This window comes from Candidatus Thermoplasmatota archaeon, from assembly GCA_035541015.1.
Classification (GTDB): Archaea; Thermoplasmatota; SW-10-69-26; order JACQPN01; family JAIVGT01; genus DATLFM01.
In genome coordinates this window covers 16,823-35,162 of record DATLFM010000010.1, presented here as the reverse complement: position 1 = coordinate 35,162, position 18,340 = coordinate 16,823, and the positions used below count along the sequence as shown (strand labels likewise).

Genomic DNA, 18,340 nt, shown 5'->3' with positions numbered 1-18,340 from the left:
ACGAGCCCCTGCCCTTCGTTGTGGCAGAAGACGCACCGGAAGTTGCACCGGTCGGTGAGCGAGACGCGAAGGTCGGCGACGGGGCGGGCGAAGGAATCCCGGAGCGGCCGGTGATCGTCCACGGCGCGCAATCCGGCTCGTTGCTTAAGGTTGTTTGTCGGCCCGTCCGTCAAGGCCTCGAAGCGGGCGCTGCCCGAACCTTCGAGTCTCCGCCCTCCGGTTGATTGAAGCGCCCCGTGTGCCATGCCCGGGCATGCGCTTCCTTGCGCTCCTTGCGGCCGTGGGCCTGCTCTCCGGCTGCCTTGGCGGAAGCAACCCCTTGGATCGCACGGGTGGCGGCATGCGCGTCGAGCTCGACGTCGCCATCATGGAATCGTATCCCGAGCAATTTCTTTTCCAGGCCCGGGCGGAAAACGGCGGAACGTCCGCCTTCGTCTACGATCATCCCGGCTGCCCGGCCGAGTCCATACGGATCTTCGTCGTCGTGCGAGGGGAGGAGCGCCCGATCGACCGCGCCCTCTTCGGGCCGTGCGTCATCAACGAGCGCCGGTTCGAGCCGCGCCAGTCGGTCGAGGAGAACGTTCCGTGGGACGGCACGCTCGACGGCGAGCGGGTCCCGAGCGGGACGTACACGGCGATCGCGCGGCTCAACGTGGCCGGCGGCGCGCCGCGCATCGAGGACCGCGAGACCTTCACGGTCCCGTGAGGCCCTGCATCGCGACGTCGGCCAGCAAGCGGACGAATCGCGGGTCGTCGTTGAGCGCGCGGCAACGCAGGAATCGCAGCCCCAGCTTCTCGGCGCGGGCCTTGGCCTCGATGTCGAGATCGTAGAGCGTCTCGAGGTGGTCGGACACGAATCCGATGGGCGCCACGACGACCGTTCGCGCGCCTTCTTCGGCCAATCGCGAGAGCTCGTCCAGGACGTCCGGGCCCAGCCACGGCGAACCCGGGACGGCCGACTGGTAAGCCTGCCTCCAGCGCGGGAGGCCGGCCGCCTGCGCGATCGCCTCGCACGTGCGCCGGACCTCGCCGGGGTACGGATCGTTCCACTCGAGCACGCGCTGCGGGAGGCTGTGCGCCGTGAAGAGGACCGTCGCCGTCTCGCGCGCGGGCCCGGGCAGGCTCACCCACGCGGTCTCGACGCGGTCGGCCCACGCTTGGACGAGAAGCGGGTGCGTGGCAAATCCGCTCACGTAGGAAAACGGCGGCGCGCCGGGCAACGACGCAAGCGCCTCGCGGGCGGACTTGTGGTAGCCGCCCACGCTCATGCGCGAATCCTGCGGAGCCAGCGGCACGACGACGCCCCGCTCGACGCCGGCCTCGCACAATTCGCGCGCAGCGTCGGAGATGAACGGCTCGGAGTGCTTCATGCCCACGGCCACCCGGAAGTCGCCGCGCGAGGCGAGCTCCGCGCGCAGGAGCTCGGCCTGCCGGCGCGTCGTCTCGTGGAGGGGCGTCGTGCCGCCAAGGGCCGCGTATCGCGCGCGCAGACCCTCGACCTGCGCGGTCGTGGGGGGCTTCCCGAGGATGTGCTCGAGGTAGCGGGGGACGTCGCCGAGGCCCGAGGCGCTGCCGTACGAGGTGAGGAGCACGCCAAGGCGCGTCATGCGCCCACCTTCCAGCGGTGGACGGTCTCGATCACGGCCTCCACGTTGTCCACGGGCGTGGCCGGGAAGATGCCGTGGCCGAGGTTGAAGACGTGGCCGGGGCGGCCGCCGGCGCGGCGCAGAACGTTCTCGGCCGCGGAAACGGCGGTCTCGGCGGGCCCCATGAGGTCGGCGGGGTCGAGGTTCCCTTGGATCGCGCGGTCGTGCCCGATCGCGCTCCAGGCCTCGTCGAGCCCCGTGCGCCAGTCGACGGAGACGCAGTCGCCGCCGGCCTCGCGCATCGCGCGGTGCAGCGCGGGGTTGCCGGTGCCAAAGTGGATCGTTGGGCAGGCTTCCTCCTTTAGGGTCATAAAAATCGGGGCCGTGTGCGGCAGCACGTGCTCGCGGTAGGTGCGCTCGTTGAGCACGCCCGCCCAGCTGTCGAAGAGCTGCACGGCCTGCGCGCCGGCGCGGTGCTGCTCGACGAGGAACCGGGCGACGACGTCGGAGAAGTACGCGAGAAGGTCCGCAAACGCATGCGGATGCTTCACGGCAAACGCGCGCGTGGTGGCCATGTCGCGCCCGCCTTTGCCCTCGATCGCGTAGGTCGCAAGCGTGAAGGGCGCGCCGGCGAAGCCGACGAGGGGGACATCGAGCTCCTTGCGGAGGATGCGGATCGTGTCGAAGACGAAGCCGAGGTCGCGCTGGAGGTGCACGGGTTGGAGGCGCGAGACGTCCTCGGGCGTGCGGACCGGGTTGGCGAGGATGGGGCCCTGGTTGGGCTCGATCGTGACGGAGAGGCCCGCCGTCATGAGGGGAAGCGAGATGTCGGAGAACATCACGGCGGCGTCGAAGTCGTACCGGCGCACGGGCAGGAGCGTCGCCTCGGCGGAGAGCTCGGGCGTGCGCATCATGGCGAAGAGGTCGTGCTTGGCGCGAAGCTCGCGGTACTCGGGAAGGTAGCGCCCGGCTTGCCGCATGAACCACACGGGCGTGGCGTCGACGGGCTTGCGGGAGAGCGCGCGCAGGAGCCGGTCGTTCATGGTTCACCCGAGCTTGGCAAGGGCGCTTTGGATCGTTTCGCGGGCGCCCGTGAAGATGGGCGTGTCCCGCAGCGTGTAGGGACGTTGCTTGGCCTCGCGAAGCTGCACGACGCACTCGACGAAGGAGTCCGGATTGTCGCCTTCGAAGCCGAGGACGAATTCGGGGTCGTCGAGGCCAAAGGCGTAGGTCGTGTGGATGGTGAGGTCGGGGAAGCGGTGGCCGATGCGGAAGTGCTCGTTCATCATCTCCTGGCGCTTCTCCATGGGAAGCTGGTACCATTCGGCCGTCTTCCAGAACGGGTACACGAAGAGGTACTTGCCGTTGCCCGGGACGATGGTGCGCATGCCGCCGTGGCCGGCCGGGTCCTCGCGCTGGTGCGCCTTCACGTATTGGCTGCGGCGCGTGACCGAGAGGAAGCTGTGCGGGGTGGAGAGGTAGCCGGCAAGTCGCGTCTGGTTGAGGGCCGCGTGGAAGGCCTGGATCTCGTCCAGGTTCGACCCCACGGTCCACAGGAAGAAGTCGCAGTCGCCCCGGGTGCCCACCGTCGAGTAGGTGCGAAGGATGAGGCTGTCCTCGAATTTGGCGACGACGGCGGCGAACTCCTCCTTGTCCTCCGACTTCCGGAGGGGCTCGATCCGGCGCCAGGCGGGGTCGATCCGGAAAAACGTGAACTTTACATACTGGGGTGGCGGGCTCGCGGCGCGGTCGGCCATGGGAACCGCTGCGGCGAGGGTCGAACCCTCTGATAACCATTGCGGGGGGCAGAAACCCTTAAGCCGACCACCCTGGCTCCCCCATTTCAACATGCTCCCCGCCTCGCAGGCCGAGAGGGCCGCCCAGAGCCAAGCTCGCGCGGCCGATCCGGCGGACCCCGCTTCCGAGGCGCCGTTCTTCTCCATTCACATCACCCACCAATGGGCGCGCTTGGAGGACATGGAGCCCCTCTCCCGCGTGAACGTCGCCGAACTTCTCGCGCAGGCCCGTGCGCTGCCCGGCTGCGAGGAGGTCGCGGTCGTGAAGACCTGCAACCGGGTCGAGTTCTACTTTGTCACCCGCCAGCCGGAGAGCCTCGAGCGGGCGGCCACCAAGTGGCTGTCGGGCTTCGTGGCGCCCCCGCTCCTGCGCAGCAAGCACGGGCTTGCGACCTGCGAGCACCTCCTGCGCGTGGCAAGCGGCATCGAGAGCATGCTGGTGGGCGAGGACCAGATCTTGGGCCAGGTACGCCAGTCCTGGGAAGCCGCGGCCGGCGCCGGCTGCACGGGGCGCCACTTGGGCCGCCTGTTCGGCAAGGCGATCCAGGTGGGCAAGAAGGTGCGCGCGGAGACCGAGCTCAACCGCGGCTCCGTGAGCCTTGGCCGCGCGGCCGTGAAGCTCGCCCTTTCCGAGGGGCCGCTTGCGGACAAGACGGTCCTTCTCCTTGGAACCGGCGAGACGGCCGAGCTCGTCGCCGCCGCGCTTGCCGAAGAGAAGCCCGCGCGCCTGCTCGTCGTGAGCAAGACGGCCGCGCGCGCCTCCGCGCTCGCCGCCCGCGCGGGGGGCCTCCCGCTCGCCTACGCCGAGCTCTCGCAGCGTCTGGCGGAGGCCGACGTCGTCTTCGCCGCCACCACCGCAGGCGACGTCCTCCTCGACGCGCGGCGCGTGCGCAGCACGCTTGGCGCCTCGCCGCGCCCCGTGCTCTTCCTCGACCTCTCCAACCCCCGCGCGCTTGCCCCGGACGTCGCGACCGTCGAGGGCGTGCGTCTCGTGGACCTCGACGGCCTGCGCGCGATCGCGGCGGAGAACCTCGATCGGCGTCGCGGCCACGTGCAGCGGGCCGAGGAGATCGTCGCCGAGGAGCTCGCGCTTCTCTCCGCGCGTCTGGCCGAGGACCGCGCCGAGGCGATCCTCGCCGCGCTCTACGGCCGCGTCAAGCGCATCCGCGACGGCGAGCTTGATCGCGCCGCCGCCAAGCTTGCGCTCGACGACGAGGGCCGGCGGGTGCTCGCCGACCTTGCGAACTCGATCCTGAACAAGGTCCTCTCGGAGCCGACGCTCGTCCTGAAGCGCATGGCGCGCGAGAACGACTCCGCCGGCATCGAGTCGGCCGCCAAAGTTCTCGGAATTGCGCGGGAGGAGTCCCCGTGAGGCCGCTTCGGCGCCTCCGCCGAACGCCCGCGCTGCGCGAAGCCTTCGCCGAGACCCGGCTTGCCCCGGCGGACCTCGTTCTGCCGATTTTCGTGCAGGAAGGCACAAGCGAGCCCCAGCCCGTCGCCTCCATGCCCGGCGTCTCCCGCCTTCCCGTCAAGCACGCCGTGCGCGCGGCGCGCGAGGCGTACGACGCAGGCGTCCGCGCCGTGCTCCTCTTTGGCGTTCCGTCCCGCAAGGACCCCCTTGGCCTTGTCGCCGACGCCCGAAACGGCGTCGCGCAGGACGCGATCACGGCCATCAAGGACGACACGCCGCTTGCCGTCTTCTCGGACCTTTGCCTGTGCGCCTACACCGACCACGGCCACTGCGGCGTCCTCTCGACCGACGGGGGAATCGACCTTCCCCAAACGCTCCAGCGGTACGGCGAGATCGCCGTCGCGCAGGCCCGCGCGGGCGCGGACGTCGTCGCGCCCTCCGGCCGCATGGACGGGCAGGTGCGCGCCATCCGCTCCGCGCTCGACGCCGCGGGCTTTGCCGACGTGGCCATCCTAAGCTACGGCGCCAAGTTCGCCTCCGCCTTCTACGGTCCGTTCCGCGAGGCGGCCGCAAGCGCGCCTTCGCACGGCGACCGGCGATCCCACCAGCTTCCTCCGGCCAACCGCCGCGAGGCGCTCGCCCAGATGCGAGCCGACGTGGACGAAGGGGCCGACGCGGTCATGGTGAAGCCCGCGCTCGCCTACCTCGACGTCGTGCACGCCGCGCGGCAAGCGCTCGACGTGCCCATCGCGGCCTACGCCGTCTCGGGGGAGTACGCCGCCTTCCGCGCGGCCGCGCAAAACGGATGGCTCGACGGCCCGGCCGTGGCCCGGGAAGCGCTCACGAGCATCAAGCGCGCCGGCGCCGACCTCGTCATCGCCTACGATGCGATCGAGGTCGCTTTGGCCCTCGGGGAGACCCGATGAGCTCGAAGGAGCGGTTCGAGGAGAGCTTGCGCCTCCTGCCCGGAGGCGTCTCGTCGCCGGTGCGAAGCTACGCGCCGTATCCCCGCTTCTTGCGCTCGGGCTCCGGCCCGCGCGTCACGGACGTGGAGGGCAAGGAGTACGTGGACTACGTGCTCGGGTTTGGCCCCCTCCTCCTTGGCCACGCGCATCCGGCCGTGACGGCCGCCGTGGCCGAGCGCGCCGCCCGCGGCACGCTCTTTGGCGCGCCCGTCGAGGAGGAGATCGAGCTTGCCCGCCGCGTCCGCGCGCTCTACCCGAGCATCGAGAAGATGCGTTTCGTCTCGACGGGCTCCGAGGCGACCGCGCACGCGATCCGCCTGGCGCGGGGCGCGACGGGGCGCAAGCTTGTCGTCAAGATCGACGGTGGCTTCCATGGCGCGCACGACGCCGTGCTCGCCAAGGCTGGATCGGGCCTGGCCACCTTTGGCATCCCCGGAAGCGCCGGCGTTCCCGAGGAGGTTGCCCGTCTTACGCTCACGCTCCCGTTCAACGACCTTCCCGCCATGGAGGAGACGTTCCGTCGGCACGGCGGCGACGTCGCGGCCGTCCTCCTGGAGCCCGTGCTGGCCAACGTCGGCCCCATCCTTCCCCAGCCGGGCTACCTCGAAGGCGTGCGGCGCATCACGCGCGAGCACGGCGCCCTCCTCGTCTTCGACGAGATCGTGACCGGCTTTCGCCTCGCGCTCGGCGGCGCGCAGGAAGCCTATGGCGTGCGGCCCGATCTCACGACGCTTGGCAAGGCGCTTGGCGGCGGGCTTCCGCTTGCTCTCTTTGGCGGGCGCGCGGATCTGCTCGACCGCGTCGCGCCGTCCGGGCCGGTCTACCAGGCGGGCACGTTCTCGGGAAATCCGTTGTCCCTGGCCGCGGGCGCCGCCGCGCTTGACACCCTCTCTCGCGAGGGCGTTTCGCGCGCGAACCGCGCGGCGCAGGAGATTCGCGCCGGCCTTGCCGATCTCGTCGAGGATGAGCGGCTCCCGTACGCGGTCGCCGGCACGGCCTCGCTCTTTGCGCTCTTCTTCGGACCCGGCCCCGTGCGGTCCTACGCCGACGCCAAGCGAAGCGACGCCAAGCGGTACCTCGCGTGGTTCCGCGAACTCCTCGAGGCGGGGGTCTACCTGCCCGCAAGCCAGTTCGAGACGTGCTTCTCCTCCAACGCGCACGGGCCCGAGGAGGTCCGCACGACGATCGAGGCCATGGACGCCGCGCTGCGGTCGGTGGCGCCTTGAACCTCACGCTTGCGAGCCGCGGAAGCGAGCTTGCGCGGCTGCAGGCCCGCGAGGCCATGGTCGCGCTTGCGCGCTCGACGCCCGGGCTTTCGATCGCGTTCCACACCGTGAAGACGACCGGCGACGACTATCGGGGCGCGCTTGCCGCGGCTCCCGTGCGCGGCGTCTTCACGAAGGAGGTCGACGAGGTCGTGCTCGCCGGAGGCGCCGACGCCGCCGTGCACAGCCTCAAGGACCTGCCCAACGAGATGCACCCGGACCTCGTGCTCGCCGCCGTCCTCGAACGCCACTTCCCGGGCGACGTCCTGTTCGCGCCCGCCGCCCTTTCCAAGCTCGCCCCCGGCACGGTCGTCGGCACGTCGAGCCCGCGCCGACGCGCGCAGGTGCTCCGGTCGCGGCCCGACCTTGCGCTCGCGGAGCTTCGCGGAAACGTGCCCACGCGCATCGAGAAGCAGCGCAAAGGGGAGGTGGGAGCGGCGCTTGTGGCCAAGGCCGCCGTCGTCCGGCTGGGCCTGCGTTCCGGCTTCTTCGAGATGAACCCCGTCGACTTCCCGCACGCGCCGGGCCAGGGCGCCGTGGCGATCGTGGCGCGCAAGGGGTCCGAGGCGGCCAAGGTGATCGCGCGCGCGGACCACAAGAAGACGCGCGCCGAGATCGAGGCCGAGCGCGCCGTGCTCGCCGCCGTCGGCGGAGGCTGCGCGGCGCCCCTTGGCGTCTTCGCGCGCCGCGCGGGCACCCAGATCGAGGTCGTAGCGCAGCTCTTGGCGCCCGACGGGAGCAAGGAAGCCACGGTCCGGCGCATGGTGCCCGCCGAGCGGCCCGCGGCCGGCGCCAAGGTGCTGGGAGAGGAGCTCCTCCGCCTGGGAGCGGGGCTCGCGTGACCGTCGTCGTCGTCACCCGGCCCCGCGAGTCCTTCGACGCCGCGCTTGAGGCGGTCGAGCGGATGGGCTGGCGCGCCATCGGCGCGCCCACCGTCGAGATCCGCCCGCGCGCGCGAGAGGCCATCGCGCGGTTCCGCAAGGAGAGCGAGAAGGGGCGCTTCGATCTCGTCGTGCTCACGAGCGCAAACGGCGTGCGCATGCTGCACGAGGCGGACGGCCGCTTCCTGCGGTCGCTTGCCGCGCCGGTGTCCGCCGTGGGGCCCCGCACCGCCCAAGCGCTGAAGGACCAAGGGCTTGCCGCCGAAGTCCCGCGCGTCCACTCTTCGGAGGGTCTTGTGGAGCACCTGAAGGCCCGCGTCGGCGGCAAGCGCGTCGCGCTCCTTCGAAGCGACCACGGGGCGCCCGCGCTTGCCGACGGTCTGGAGGCCGCCGGCGCGTCCGTCGTGGACATCCCCGTCTACCACATCGGCATGCCGCGCGACCTTGCGCCCGCAACGCGGCTCGTGCAGGCCGTGGCCAGCCAAGGTGCCGACGCGTTCACCTTCACGAGCACCCTCACGTTCCGGAACTTCCTCGAGATCGCGCGCAAGGCCAACGTGGGCGAGGACGTCGCGCTTGCGCTCTCGCGCGGCGTCGTGGGCGCCATCGGCGAGCCCACGCGTCGGGTCGTGGAGGAAGCGGGCTTCGAGGTACACGCGGTTCCCGAGGAGGCGAGCTTCGACGAGCTCCTTGCGGCCGTGCGGAGGGCCCTTGCGCGCCTCTGAGGCCGCGCCCTCGCGCGCTTCGCCTTGCGACGCCTGCGGCAACCCCTCGGTGCTTTGGGTCCCCTACTCCGGCCGGCGCCTGTGCGGCGGGCATTTCCGCGAAACCGTGGAACGGCGCGCCCGCGCCGAGCTTCGTCGCCAGCTCGACGGCGCCCGCGACGTGCGCGTGGCCGCGGCCGTCTCGGGCGGCAAGGACAGCCTGGCGGCGCTTGCCATCCTCCACGACGTCCTGTCGCCCCGCCGCGACGCAAGCCTTGTCGCCATCTCCGTCGACGAGGGCGTCGAGGGGTACCGCGCCGCGGGCCTCGAAGCCGCCGCGCGCCTGTGCCGCGCGCTTGGCGTCGAGCATCGCATCGTCCGCCACGCCGACCGGTTCGGGACCACGACCGATGCGATCGTCGCGCGCGACGCCGGCGCCTCCCCGTGCGCAGCCTGCGGCGTCCTTCGCCGTCGCGCGCTCAACGACGCGGCGCGCGAGGTCGAAGCGACGCACGTGGCGACCGGGCACAACCTCGACGATCTCGCGCAGACGATCCTCATGAACGTCGCGCGAGCGGACGTCGCGCGGCTCGGGCGCCTTGGCCCGCACGTGGGCAAGGAGCGAGAAGGCCTCGTCCCCCGTCTGTATCCCCTGCGCACGATCCCCGAGCGGGAAGTGGCCCTGTACGCGCACCTGCGGGGCCTCGCGGCGCACCTTGGCGAGTGCCCCCACAGCGGCACCGCGGACCGGCGCTTCTGGCGCGACCTCGTGCTGCGCATGGAAGACGCCGAGCCTGGCGCGCGCCACCGCCTGCTCGCCTTTCACGACGCCGTCGCGCCGCGCCTTCCGCCCGACGGAAGGCCGCTTGTCGCCTGTCGGCAGTGCGGAGAGCCCACAAGCGGGGACGTGTGCAGGGCGTGCGCGGTGGTGGCTGGACTCCCCGGATCGCGGGGCGCCTAGCCGCTGTCGATCTGCCTTAGCAGATCCGTCCGCGTGATCATGCCGACGATGCGGTCCTCGTCCTCCACGATGGGCAGCCCGCCCACGTCGCGCTCGCGCATGACGGCGGCGGCCTGGTGCGAGGGCATTCGCTCGGTGCCCACGACCACCGTCTGTCGCATCACGTCGCGCACGTGCAGGTTGCGAAGCTGGTGCGCCTCGTGGTTGCCGCCGTGGCGCTTTTTCAGGTCGTCGAGCGCAAAGGCGAGGTCCAGCTCCGAAACGATGCCGCGCACGCGGCCGCCGTCGAGCACGGGCAGCCGCTCGATGCCGTGGTCGAGCATGAGGCGGCGCGCGTGGATGACCCGGTCGTCGGGCGAGACGGCGTGCAGCCGGCGGGGCATGTAGTCGCCGACCGGCCGGTTCGAGGTGACAAGGCGCAGGAGGTCGGCCTTCGTGACGACGCCGACGAAGTCTCCGTTGCGCGTGACCGGCACGATGCCGACGCCCTCCTTCTTGCACAGCTCGACGACCGCGCGCACGTCGTCGTCGGGATCGGCCGTGGCGTAGTTGCGCTGCATGGCGCCGCTCACGTGGAGGCCCGTCGGGCTCATGCGCGCGTTGCGCAGGGCTCCAAGCTCGTCGACGATGTCGCCGTCGCTGAGCACGCCCACGAGATGGCGGTGCTCGGTGACGGGGAGCTTCGAGACGCCGTGCTTGCGCATGAGGTCGAGCGCGCGCTCGAGCTTGTCGTTCTTGTCCACCGTCACAAGCTGGGTCGTCATGAGTTCGCGGACCTTCGTAGGAACCACCTCCGGGACCCCGGGCGTCGGCGCGTCGTCAGCGCGCGCGAAGCTCGGGCCAGCAACCGTCGCAGACCACTTGCCCGTCGATGCGCCGGGTGCCGTCGGTGAGCCCGCGGCACACGTCGCAATGCGTCAGGGAGAGCACCTCGGACTCCTCGGGCGACACGGTCGCTCGGGTGATCTCGGCGAGCATGGGAGAGACGGCGAGGATGTCGCGCTCGGTGAGAAGGCCCACGAGCCGTCCGGCGTCGCTCACGGGCAGGCGGCGGACGCCGCGGCGGGCCATGATGCGCGCGGCCTCGACGACAGGCGTCGTCGGCGGGATCGTGAGAAGCGGCGTGGACATGACGCTGCGGATGGGCGTGGATTCCGGATCGGCGCCTGCGGCCAGCACCTTCGTAACGAGGTCGCGCTCCGTCAGGATTCCAACGGGCTTGCCGTTCTCGACGGCAAGCAGGCTTCCGGCGCCGGCCTCGCGCATGCGCTGCGCGGCTTGGCGGACGGACGTCGTGGGCGGGATCGCGATCGGCCGTGGGGACATGACGTCCCGGGCAAGGAGGTCGTCCATCCGAATCCCTCTGCATGCTCGTAGGCTGTGCAGGGGCTTGAACGTTTTCCGGCATGCAGACGTAGTCGTTGCTCGAGTGGTGTCGGTTTCGTTTCGCAAGCTTGACGGGTCCGTCGAACGTTCGGCGCCTTCATGGCCATCGCGTACGAACGGGAGCTCAAGGGCATCCTTTCGGCCGAGCCGCCCGTCCTGTCGGAGATCGCACGCGTCCTGCCGGCCGAGGCGGCCAAAAACTACGAAAAAGTGGCCGCTCGTCCGTTCCTCGTCGTTCGCGCGGCCGGCAGCCTGGGTTGCGATCTCGTGGCGCTTCGCGACGACGTCGCGTTCCCCATCGAGGTGAAAAGCGGCAAGGAGGAGGCCATTCACCTCTCCAACACGGCCCAGATGAAGCTCCAGGCGCAGGCCATGTCGCGCGAGTGCGCGCGCGCGGGCGTCATTGCGCTATACGCGTTCCGTCGCAAGAACCAGCGGGGCCAGGACGCCTGGCGCGTGTACGCGATCCCCGCCGCGGGTTTCCAGGGCCGGGCGAAGATCCTCTACGAGCACCTACCCAAGCTTGCGGTCACCGAACGGGGGAACTATGTCATGCGGTGGAGGGAAGGGATGCCGTTGAACCTCTTCTTGGCGTACTTGTGCTAGGCTCATTTTCATAATCCACTGAGAATAAAAAATCGGCCCAACGAAAACGAAGGCCCTATGGGAGGAGCAGGGACAAACGCATCATGGAGGATACCGTGAGCGGCGGTTATCGAGAACCGTTCCCTGCTCCACGTCATCGTTGAATTGGTGATTATTTGTAGATTGTGTTGACCCGGTGAGCCGAACGGCTGGGTGTTCATAAGCGACGCGCGCCCGTCAAGCGCCCGACCGCCCGCCGAACGATCCCGGGAAGAAGCGCCAGCCGGCCGCGCAGGAGCACGGCGGCCACGACCACGACCGTCAGCGCGACGATGCTGAATTCCGTGCCGTCCAGCCACTCGTAGATGGGCGAGGTCACCGGCGCGCCCTCCTGCGTCGCGGGCCGGAAGATGGACTCGATCTCAAGCGTAGCCGTGTCGACGAGCACGCGCACGTCGAAGCGGAAGGTCACGTTCGAAACGGGCCAGAACGGAACCACGCCGCCCACGAACACGTCCATGAGGATGTGGCTTCCAAGGAAGGCAAACGCAAGGAGGTTCGCCTCGCCCCAGAAGGCACGCTGCGGATTCGCGTCGCGCCACCAGAGGAGGCCCACTGCAAGGAACGGAAGGAGCAGGAACACGTTGTGCAGCGAGGCCCGGTGCACGCCGACGAAGAAGTCGAGATCGGGAAGGAGGCCCAGAAGGCACATCGCGAGGACGAGCCGCGGGCGAAAGGCGCCCGTCGACAGGAGCGCAAGCGGGGGAACGATGAGGTGCACGACGGCCGTCGGCACCGAGGATCACCGCGCCGTCACCGACGCCGCAGGCGCTGCGGGCTTGGCCAGGCGCCGGTCCTCGCGCCAGAGGAGGCCAACGAACAGGGGCATCGTGAGCCCCGCAAGCGCAAACATGGCAAGCGCGCCGTTCACGCCGTACGCTTCGTTGAGGAAGCCCGCCAAGGGCGGCCCCACGACCCAACCCGCGCTGATGACAAGGCTGTACACGCTCATCGTCGTGCCGTGCGCGCGCTCGTGCGCGATGTCGGCCAAGGCGGCAAGCGCGGAAGGAAGGAACGCGAAGACGAGAAGACCGAAGAGGGCGATGAGCGGAGCCACCGTCTGCAGCGCCTGCGTGGGAAGCTCCCCCGGCGCGTGGGGCGTAATCCAGACGACCACGGCCGCAAGCGTCGTGCCGGCGGCAAAGCCGACCGAACCCAGCATCATGAGGGGAACGCGGCCGTAGCGGTCGGACATGCGGCCGAAGAAGACGAGAAACGCGAAGAAGGCGACGCCCGCCGCGACGAGGCCGCCCAGCAGAAGCAGCGGCGGAATGCCCTCCAGCATGGAGCTTGCACCGTGGGCCGTCTCGCCAAGCGCCGTCTCGGCCGATCCGAGCGCGCGCGTGAGGAAGGCGACGCTCGAGGAGATGAGGAGGAACACGGCAAACCACGGCGCCACGAGGAAGGCCAAGCGCCGCTGCGCAAGGGCTCGCCGGATCTCCTGCCAGCCAAGGGCCGGCGACGTGAACCGCTCGCGCAGCGGTTCGTGGACCGTATAGTAGGCGTACGCGAACCCAAGCATGGCCACCGTTCCGCTCACGAGGAACGCGTAGGCGAGGTTGTCGGCAAAGAGCGCCTTCGCAAAGAAGACGCCCGCCACGATCCCCGTCGCCCAGCCAAACAGGTTCACGAAATCGAACGCGCCCATCTCCCGGCCGCGCGAATCCTTGGCGGCGTAGTCCGCAAGCAACGTGAGGCTCGAGACGAGGATGAGGCCCGCGGCAAACCCGTGCAGCGCGTTTAGGATCGCAAGCGCGATCACGTCCTGCGTGAAGGCGATGGGATAGAGTCCCAGCGCGCCCACGGCAAGGCCGGCGAGGAGGAACTTGCGCCGCCCGTAGCGGTCGATCGTGACGCCCACCCAGAGGACGGTCGCGATCTCGGTGAGCGGGCTTGCGGCGACGATGAGCCCGTAGACGAAGTCGCCGTGGTGCGCCGGCACCCAGTCGCCAAAGGCCGTGACCGAGATGCCAAAGCTCATCCGGATGGCAAAGGTCGCCACGTAGAACCCGGACAGGAGGCGGAAATAGGAGAGGTCGGCCACGAAACACCGCAAAGCCGATGGCCTTAAAAAGCGCATTGGTAGCGTCAGCGCACGGCCGCGAGGCGGCGGGGAAGGCGCGCGCCCTGCGCGACCCAGATCCCGCCCACGATCGCAAGGCCCGCGGCCAGCGTGAAGGCCGTGACGGGCTCCCCAAGAATGGGTACGGCAAGCGCGGCGGCCACGAGCGGCTGCAGATACACGTAGCTTGCGACCGTCGACGACGGCAACCGGCGCAGCGCCCAGTTGTTCAGGTAGTACGTCACGACCGAGGGGAACAGCACGATGTACGCCACGGCCGCCCACGTCGCGGCCGACAACGCCGAAAGGTCGGTCGCGGCAAGGTCCGGGACGCCAAGGGGCACCATGACGACGGCGCCGAACAGGAACGTCCACGCGACGACCGTGAGCGGATCGTACCGTGCGAGGTAGGGCCGCGAGAAGACGAGGTACAAGCTGTAGGAGAGCGCGTTTGCGGCCACGAGCACGTTCCCGAGAAGCGAACCCTGCCCGACGGCCGCGCCGCCCACGAGGACGAGCACCCCGGTGAAGGCCAACGCCACGCCCACGAGCTTGCCGCGCGAAGCCGTCTCGCGCCCGCCGGCGATGGCGACGCCAAGCGTGAAGGCCGGGATCGTCGACACGAGCACGGTCGCGTCGACTGCCGTCGTGAGCGAAAGCCCCTGCAGGAACAGGAGCTGGTTCACGGCGATGCCCAGCATGGCCAGCACGAAGAACGCGGCGACGTCCTTGCGCGCAAGCGCAAGGCCCGACCGGTGACACGCGAGCGCGGCGAGGATGGCGCCGGCGCCGGCGACGCGAAGCGCGGCAAGCGCGAAGGGCGAGAGCTCGACGAGCGCGATCTTGCCGACAAACGCGAACGTCCCGAAGATGACCTGGACGGCGACAAGCGCCGCGACGGCCGTGCGCGCGTCGGGAACGGCAGGGACCGAGGGAAGAGCGTCGGCCAACGCGGTGGCAGGGCGCGTCCCGCGGTTTAGGGTTTCGTCGGCGACGCCGAGGGCGGAGCTCGGCGGAGCCCGAGGCGGAGAGCCGCGAGGCGGTAGCCGAGCGGCTCTAGTTCCACAAGCGCCGCGCGGCCTGGAGCTTTTGGACGCGCTCCGTGTTCTTTTGGACCTGCGTCCAGACGTCCTTGAGCATGACTTCGACGATCTCGTCGCGGAAGTCGTCCGTGATCGTGTACCGCTCGCACAGGAGCCGCTCGGGCGGAAGTGCGACGCCAAGCTTGCAGCCAGCCTGCGCAAAGCTCGTGCAGTTGCGGCAGGAGGCCACGAGCGGCAGCGTGTCGTTCTCGGGGGCGGTTTCCATGGGGATCGACCGGGAGCGTTCCTACGCCTGCGATTCTATTTGTGGTTTTGTATAAATCCAACAGCCGCGCCTTGTGGGAACGGTGAGCGGTTCGGGAAAAGCGGGGAACGACCGAACAGCGGGCGCTTTCTTTTAGGGTCCTAAATTCAGGCGGTGGCCGCGCCGCCGCGCTCCGTTTCGACCGACGGGCGGCCTAGGCTTGAGGCGTAGGAGCGGGCCGCGCCGCGCTCGATGGCCAGGAGAAACCCTTCCACCGTTTCCGTGTCCTGGCCAAGAAGCTCGACCTGCGAGAGAGGCAATCCGAGGCGACGCGCGTGGTGCTCCATGATTTCGAGAAGCGGCGCGGGCACGTCGACTCCGTACGCGAGGTTGAGCATCGTCATCGGACGCTCGACTGCTTGCAAGGCCATAAGCAGCTTTGAAACGGCACACCGCCGAATCGGCGGAAAGGGAGGTTTTCCCCCCCAAATCCTATCAACCCGGGGACGCTATCCGGCGTCGTGCAAGCAGCCGCTTGGCCCAAGGCGACGGCAATCAACCTCGACGTCGCCAACGCGCCGTTCATGGACATCGTCGTCCTCGCTGCCCTCGTCACGATCCTCGTCCTCGTCGGCTCCTACGGCATGGCCCTCGCCTGGAGGAAGTGGAAGGCGGGGAAGGGCAAGCGCTCCGGCTAGCAGGTTGGCCCGGGCCTATCGCATGAGGTCGCGCAGCCACTGGAAGTCTACGCCGTCCACGACCACGTGGAGGATCACGAAGAAGAGCGCGAGGAAGCCCATCGAGAAGTGGGAAAAGCGCCAGGCCGCGTACCCGTAGGTCTTCACAAGCCGCGTCTGCAGCGCGCCCGTCACGGCAAGCCCGAGGAAGGCGGCAAGCGTGAGCCCGCCCCAGACAAGACCCACGGACCACTGGTAGGTCGTCTCGACGAGGAACAGGCTTGCGTGCGTGACGCCGATGCCAAGGAGCACGTACGAGAGCGCGTTGTGCCAGAGCACGCGCTGGCGCGCGCTTCCGGAGAACCGGTTCATGACGCGCACGCTTTGGGTGCCAAACGCGCCACCGAGCACGAGGCTCGGGAAGACGAGGAAGAAGCCCGTGAATCCGAGCAGGAAGCCCCATTGCCGCATGACGCGCTGCGCGGGGTCGAGGAACGCGACGCCGGGGCCGGCGAGGGCCTGCGCGTGGAGGGTCTCCGTTCCGATCGCAAAGGGCACGGACGCGCTCTTCGAATAGTTCCCGAAATCGACGGCCTGCGGATCGTTGTGGTTGTAGAACGCCGTGCCGATGGCCTGGATGCCAAGCTGCCCGGACGCGACGGCGCCGGCCGCAAGCTCGAATTCAAACGTCGCGCTCTCGCCCGGCGCAAGCCTGGCCGGTCCGGCCGCGAAGCGGACGGGGTTTCGCGTGATGTCGTACGCGACGTCGATGGTGATCGAGAAGCCGCCCTGCGGCGTGGTGCCGCCGGCGAAGGTCACAAAGGCGTTCCAGGCGGCGACCGATCCGGTCGTGCTTCCCGCTTCGGTCTGGATCGTCGCGGTGTCGATCTCGACGCGGTCGCTTGCGGGATTGCCGCCGCCCAAGCCCGTCGTCGAGTCGTCCGCGGCCCCGAGGAAAGCGCGGCCCGAGGGTGCCACGACGCGAAGGTCGAAGTCGTTGAGCGAGAGCGGGCCCGGGTCGCCTTCGAGCGTGACGACGATCGCGGTGGCGTTGATGCCCACTGGGAACTCGAAGGGCGCGCTTGTGGCGCCGGCGGGGAGGGTTCCCTGTTCCGTCGTCTGGTAGGGCACCTCGTCGCCGGCGAAGGCCACGTTGGGCATGCGCGTGAGGTTCAGGCCCACACGCGTGTTGAGCATCTCGTGCTTCCAGGCGTTTGTGATCGTCACGGCGTACACGAAGGAGCCCGATGCGGGAACTTGGATGAGCGTGTCGGGCACGATGTGCACCGTCGTCTTGAACGGGGGCACGTCGGCCGCGTGGTGGCCAAAGCAGTTGGCGTTGTCGAGATCGAGCTCCGTGGCGCCCGACTGGGCGACGACGGGGGCCAAAAGAGCGGCAAGCGCCGCCGCGGAGGCGCAAAGCAGCGCCGCGGCCTTCGCGCGGCGACCGCGGAGAAACCTTCGGGACAACGGGGGGAAACCGAGGATGCGAGTCTATATAATTATTGGATGAGCACGGCGTTCCGGCCATCGGAGCGGGCGATCCTCACAGGAACCGCCTCTTCATCGCCTCGCCGGCGAGGAAGATCGCGCACGTCGGGCATTCGGGGAGGTTGCCGTAGTCGCAGGCAAACTCGAGGCTGCGGCGGCCTTCGCCGGGCCATGCGTCGAAGCGGATCCGCGCGTCCTTGCAGTGGATGGGCGCGGCGGGGAGGTCCACGGCCAAGGGCGCCGCCGCGGGCGCGCGAAGGAGCTCGCGAACGTCGGGCGTGGGGGACGTGCCGGCCGTGCCAGTCGCGCCGGCCGGTTGGGCTCCGACGCGCGGGGCCGCGGCTCGAATTCCAGCGACCGCGGCTCCGGGCGGGGGGAGCTCCCAGAGTTCGGCCACGCGCGCGCGGAAGGTGTCGGGGAGCGTCTTGTATTCGCGGAGCGCCTCGAGGCCGTTGCCCGTGAGATGGTAGGTCGTCTTGCCGGCTTCGTCGTCTGCGGCCTTGAGGAGACCGCGCTCGACGAGGCGGGCAAGGAGGGGGTAGATCTGGTTCCGGTTGGGCGCCACGCCGAAGGTCTCCTCGAGCTCGCGGAGGAGGGCGTAGCCGTGCTTGGGCCCCCGGGCGATGCTTTCGAGGACGAGCGGCTCGGCCAGGCCACGCAGGAGCCGGCCGCGCGCGTCGGGTGGATCAGCCGCCATTTTCTGTTCCAGTTGTGAGGGTCGGATTCTATAATAGTTGGTATAGGTTTCGTATTCTCCTGGGGAACAAAAGGCCGCACAACTGGACGTACAACTGGACCAAAAGTGCGCACTTCGAACGGGTATCGGGTTGGTTGATCTTTGGGAAATTGGCCGATTTGGCGCAAATCTCCACCGTTGTTCGTTTCTATAACACGTGTTCCAGGCCAAGACATAAATATGGAACACTTTATAATTCTAGGCCACCGAACTGGAATAGTCCGGTAGGCAAGAGGGAAAGGCGATGATGATTCGGACCAACGCGGAGAAACGCTTGCTCGACGAGGCCAAGGAGATCAAGGTCAAGATCCCGCTCGACTACCACATCAAGCTGCACACGCTCAAGGTCCTGCGCGGCCAGAGCATCAGCGACACGGTCGAGATGGCGCTTGGCCGCTACTTTAGCGACATCAACGCCGCTCCCGCCGCCGTTCAGGGTGGCATGCTCCCCCAGCCAGACTTCGAGCACCCCCTCTAGACGACCATC

General features: G+C 69.4%; 22 protein-coding genes. 10 read left to right on the top strand and 12 right to left on the bottom strand.

What is annotated here, in order from left to right; translation table 11 throughout:
- The first annotated feature begins 253 nt into the window (after window positions 1-253).
- Window positions 254-706: a hypothetical protein gene (locus tag VM681_00930; GenBank protein HVL86560.1), complete on the top strand. Its 453-nt coding sequence runs from the start codon at window positions 254-256 to the stop codon at window positions 704-706.
- On the opposite strand, the gene hemH is transcribed toward VM681_00930, so the two are convergent.
- The 3 genes from hemH to VM681_00915 are packed head-to-tail and all read right to left on the bottom strand — an operon-like array spanning window position 693 to window position 3,343.
- Complete coding sequence (hemH, locus tag VM681_00925) at window positions 693-1,607, bottom strand: ferrochelatase (GenBank protein ID HVL86559.1); 915 nt, start codon at window positions 1,605-1,607, stop codon at window positions 693-695. The two genes, VM681_00930 and hemH, sit on opposite strands and share 14 nt — an antisense overlap.
- Window positions 1,604-2,629, bottom strand: coding sequence for a uroporphyrinogen decarboxylase (gene hemE, locus VM681_00920; GenBank protein ID HVL86558.1), 1,026 nt, complete (start codon window positions 2,627-2,629; stop codon window positions 1,604-1,606). The genes hemH and hemE overlap by 4 nt, the downstream gene beginning before the upstream one ends.
- A gap of 3 nt (window positions 2,630-2,632) precedes the next feature.
- Window positions 2,633-3,343, bottom strand: coding sequence for a chlorite dismutase family protein (locus VM681_00915; protein ID HVL86557.1), 711 nt, complete (start codon window positions 3,341-3,343; stop codon window positions 2,633-2,635).
- A 91-nt stretch (window positions 3,344-3,434) separates the two neighbouring features.
- Here VM681_00915 and hemA point away from each other — a divergent pair, with 91 nt between their 5' ends.
- Genes hemA through VM681_00885 form a run of 6 tightly spaced genes read left to right on the top strand, consistent with a single transcriptional unit; the run spans window position 3,435 to window position 9,569 of the window.
- A complete protein-coding gene (hemA, locus tag VM681_00910; protein HVL86556.1) occupies window positions 3,435-4,754 on the top strand; it encodes a glutamyl-tRNA reductase in 1,320 nt (439 codons plus the stop codon).
- A complete protein-coding gene (gene hemB, locus VM681_00905) occupies window positions 4,751-5,719 on the top strand; it encodes a porphobilinogen synthase (protein HVL86555.1) in 969 nt (322 codons plus the stop codon). Before hemA ends, hemB begins: the two co-directional genes overlap by 4 nt.
- Window positions 5,716-6,984: a glutamate-1-semialdehyde 2,1-aminomutase gene (hemL, locus tag VM681_00900; protein ID HVL86554.1), complete on the top strand. Its 1,269-nt coding sequence runs from the start codon at window positions 5,716-5,718 to the stop codon at window positions 6,982-6,984. The genes hemB and hemL overlap by 4 nt, the downstream gene beginning before the upstream one ends.
- Window positions 6,981-7,865 carry a hydroxymethylbilane synthase gene (gene hemC, locus VM681_00895; GenBank protein HVL86553.1) on the top strand — a complete coding sequence of 295 codons (885 nt, stop codon included), beginning with the start codon at window positions 6,981-6,983 and terminating at the stop codon, window positions 7,863-7,865. Before hemL ends, hemC begins: the two co-directional genes overlap by 4 nt.
- Window positions 7,862-8,629, top strand: a complete 768-nt coding sequence (locus VM681_00890; GenBank protein HVL86552.1) for a uroporphyrinogen-III synthase — start codon at window positions 7,862-7,864, stop codon at window positions 8,627-8,629. Before hemC ends, VM681_00890 begins: the two co-directional genes overlap by 4 nt.
- Window positions 8,616-9,569, top strand: a complete 954-nt coding sequence (locus tag VM681_00885) for a TIGR00269 family protein (GenBank protein ID HVL86551.1) — start codon at window positions 8,616-8,618, stop codon at window positions 9,567-9,569. The genes VM681_00890 and VM681_00885 overlap by 14 nt, the downstream gene beginning before the upstream one ends.
- Here VM681_00885 and VM681_00880 read toward each other — a convergent pair.
- A complete protein-coding gene (locus tag VM681_00880; GenBank protein ID HVL86550.1) occupies window positions 9,566-10,333 on the bottom strand; it encodes a CBS domain-containing protein in 768 nt (255 codons plus the stop codon). The genes VM681_00885 and VM681_00880 overlap by 4 nt on opposite strands.
- Window positions 10,334-10,388: 55 nt before the next feature.
- On the bottom strand, window positions 10,389-10,922 hold the full coding sequence (locus VM681_00875; protein HVL86549.1) for a CBS domain-containing protein: 534 nt from the start codon (window positions 10,920-10,922) through the stop codon (window positions 10,389-10,391).
- Window positions 10,923-11,054: 132 nt separating this feature from the next.
- Between VM681_00875 and VM681_00870 the strand changes: the two genes are divergently transcribed.
- Complete coding sequence (locus VM681_00870; GenBank protein ID HVL86548.1) at window positions 11,055-11,561, top strand: Holliday junction resolvase; 507 nt, start codon at window positions 11,055-11,057, stop codon at window positions 11,559-11,561.
- Window positions 11,562-11,757: 196 nt separating this feature from the next.
- Here VM681_00870 and VM681_00865 read toward each other — a convergent pair whose 3' ends face one another.
- The 5 genes from VM681_00865 to VM681_00845 form a co-directional block, all read right to left on the bottom strand.
- The gene (locus VM681_00865) at window positions 11,758-12,336 is read right to left on the bottom strand and encodes a metal-dependent hydrolase (GenBank protein HVL86547.1); all 579 of its coding nucleotides are present in this window, start codon (window positions 12,334-12,336) and stop codon (window positions 11,758-11,760) included.
- 6 nt (window positions 12,337-12,342) lie between these two features.
- Entirely contained in the window at window positions 12,343-13,644 is a 1,302-nt protein-coding gene (locus VM681_00860; GenBank protein ID HVL86546.1) for an MFS transporter, read from the bottom strand.
- A gap of 44 nt (window positions 13,645-13,688) precedes the next feature.
- Window positions 13,689-14,612 carry a DMT family transporter gene (locus VM681_00855; GenBank protein ID HVL86545.1) on the bottom strand — a complete coding sequence of 308 codons (924 nt, stop codon included), beginning with the start codon at window positions 14,610-14,612 and terminating at the stop codon, window positions 13,689-13,691.
- A 106-nt stretch (window positions 14,613-14,718) separates the two neighbouring features.
- Window positions 14,719-14,970: a hypothetical protein gene (locus tag VM681_00850; GenBank protein ID HVL86544.1), complete on the bottom strand. Its 252-nt coding sequence runs from the start codon at window positions 14,968-14,970 to the stop codon at window positions 14,719-14,721.
- Between the two features lie 146 nt (window positions 14,971-15,116).
- A complete protein-coding gene (locus VM681_00845) occupies window positions 15,117-15,353 on the bottom strand; it encodes a hypothetical protein (protein HVL86543.1) in 237 nt (78 codons plus the stop codon).
- A 117-nt stretch (window positions 15,354-15,470) separates the two neighbouring features.
- Between VM681_00845 and VM681_00840 the strand changes: the two genes are divergently transcribed.
- On the top strand, window positions 15,471-15,647 hold the full coding sequence (locus VM681_00840) for a hypothetical protein (GenBank protein HVL86542.1): 177 nt from the start codon (window positions 15,471-15,473) through the stop codon (window positions 15,645-15,647).
- A 15-nt stretch (window positions 15,648-15,662) separates the two neighbouring features.
- Here the strand turns inward: VM681_00840 and VM681_00835 are convergent, their stop codons facing one another.
- Both VM681_00835 and VM681_00830 read right to left on the bottom strand, forming a co-directional pair.
- Window positions 15,663-17,096, bottom strand: coding sequence for a hypothetical protein (locus VM681_00835; GenBank protein HVL86541.1), 1,434 nt, complete (start codon window positions 17,094-17,096; stop codon window positions 15,663-15,665).
- A 76-nt stretch (window positions 17,097-17,172) separates the two neighbouring features.
- A complete protein-coding gene (locus VM681_00830) occupies window positions 17,173-17,814 on the bottom strand; it encodes a PadR family transcriptional regulator (protein ID HVL86540.1) in 642 nt (213 codons plus the stop codon).
- 283 nt (window positions 17,815-18,097) lie between these two features.
- Between VM681_00830 and VM681_00825 the strand changes: the two genes are divergently transcribed.
- Window positions 18,098-18,331, top strand: a complete 234-nt coding sequence (locus VM681_00825) for a hypothetical protein (GenBank protein HVL86539.1) — start codon at window positions 18,098-18,100, stop codon at window positions 18,329-18,331.
- Window positions 18,332-18,340: the final 9 nt, after the last annotated feature.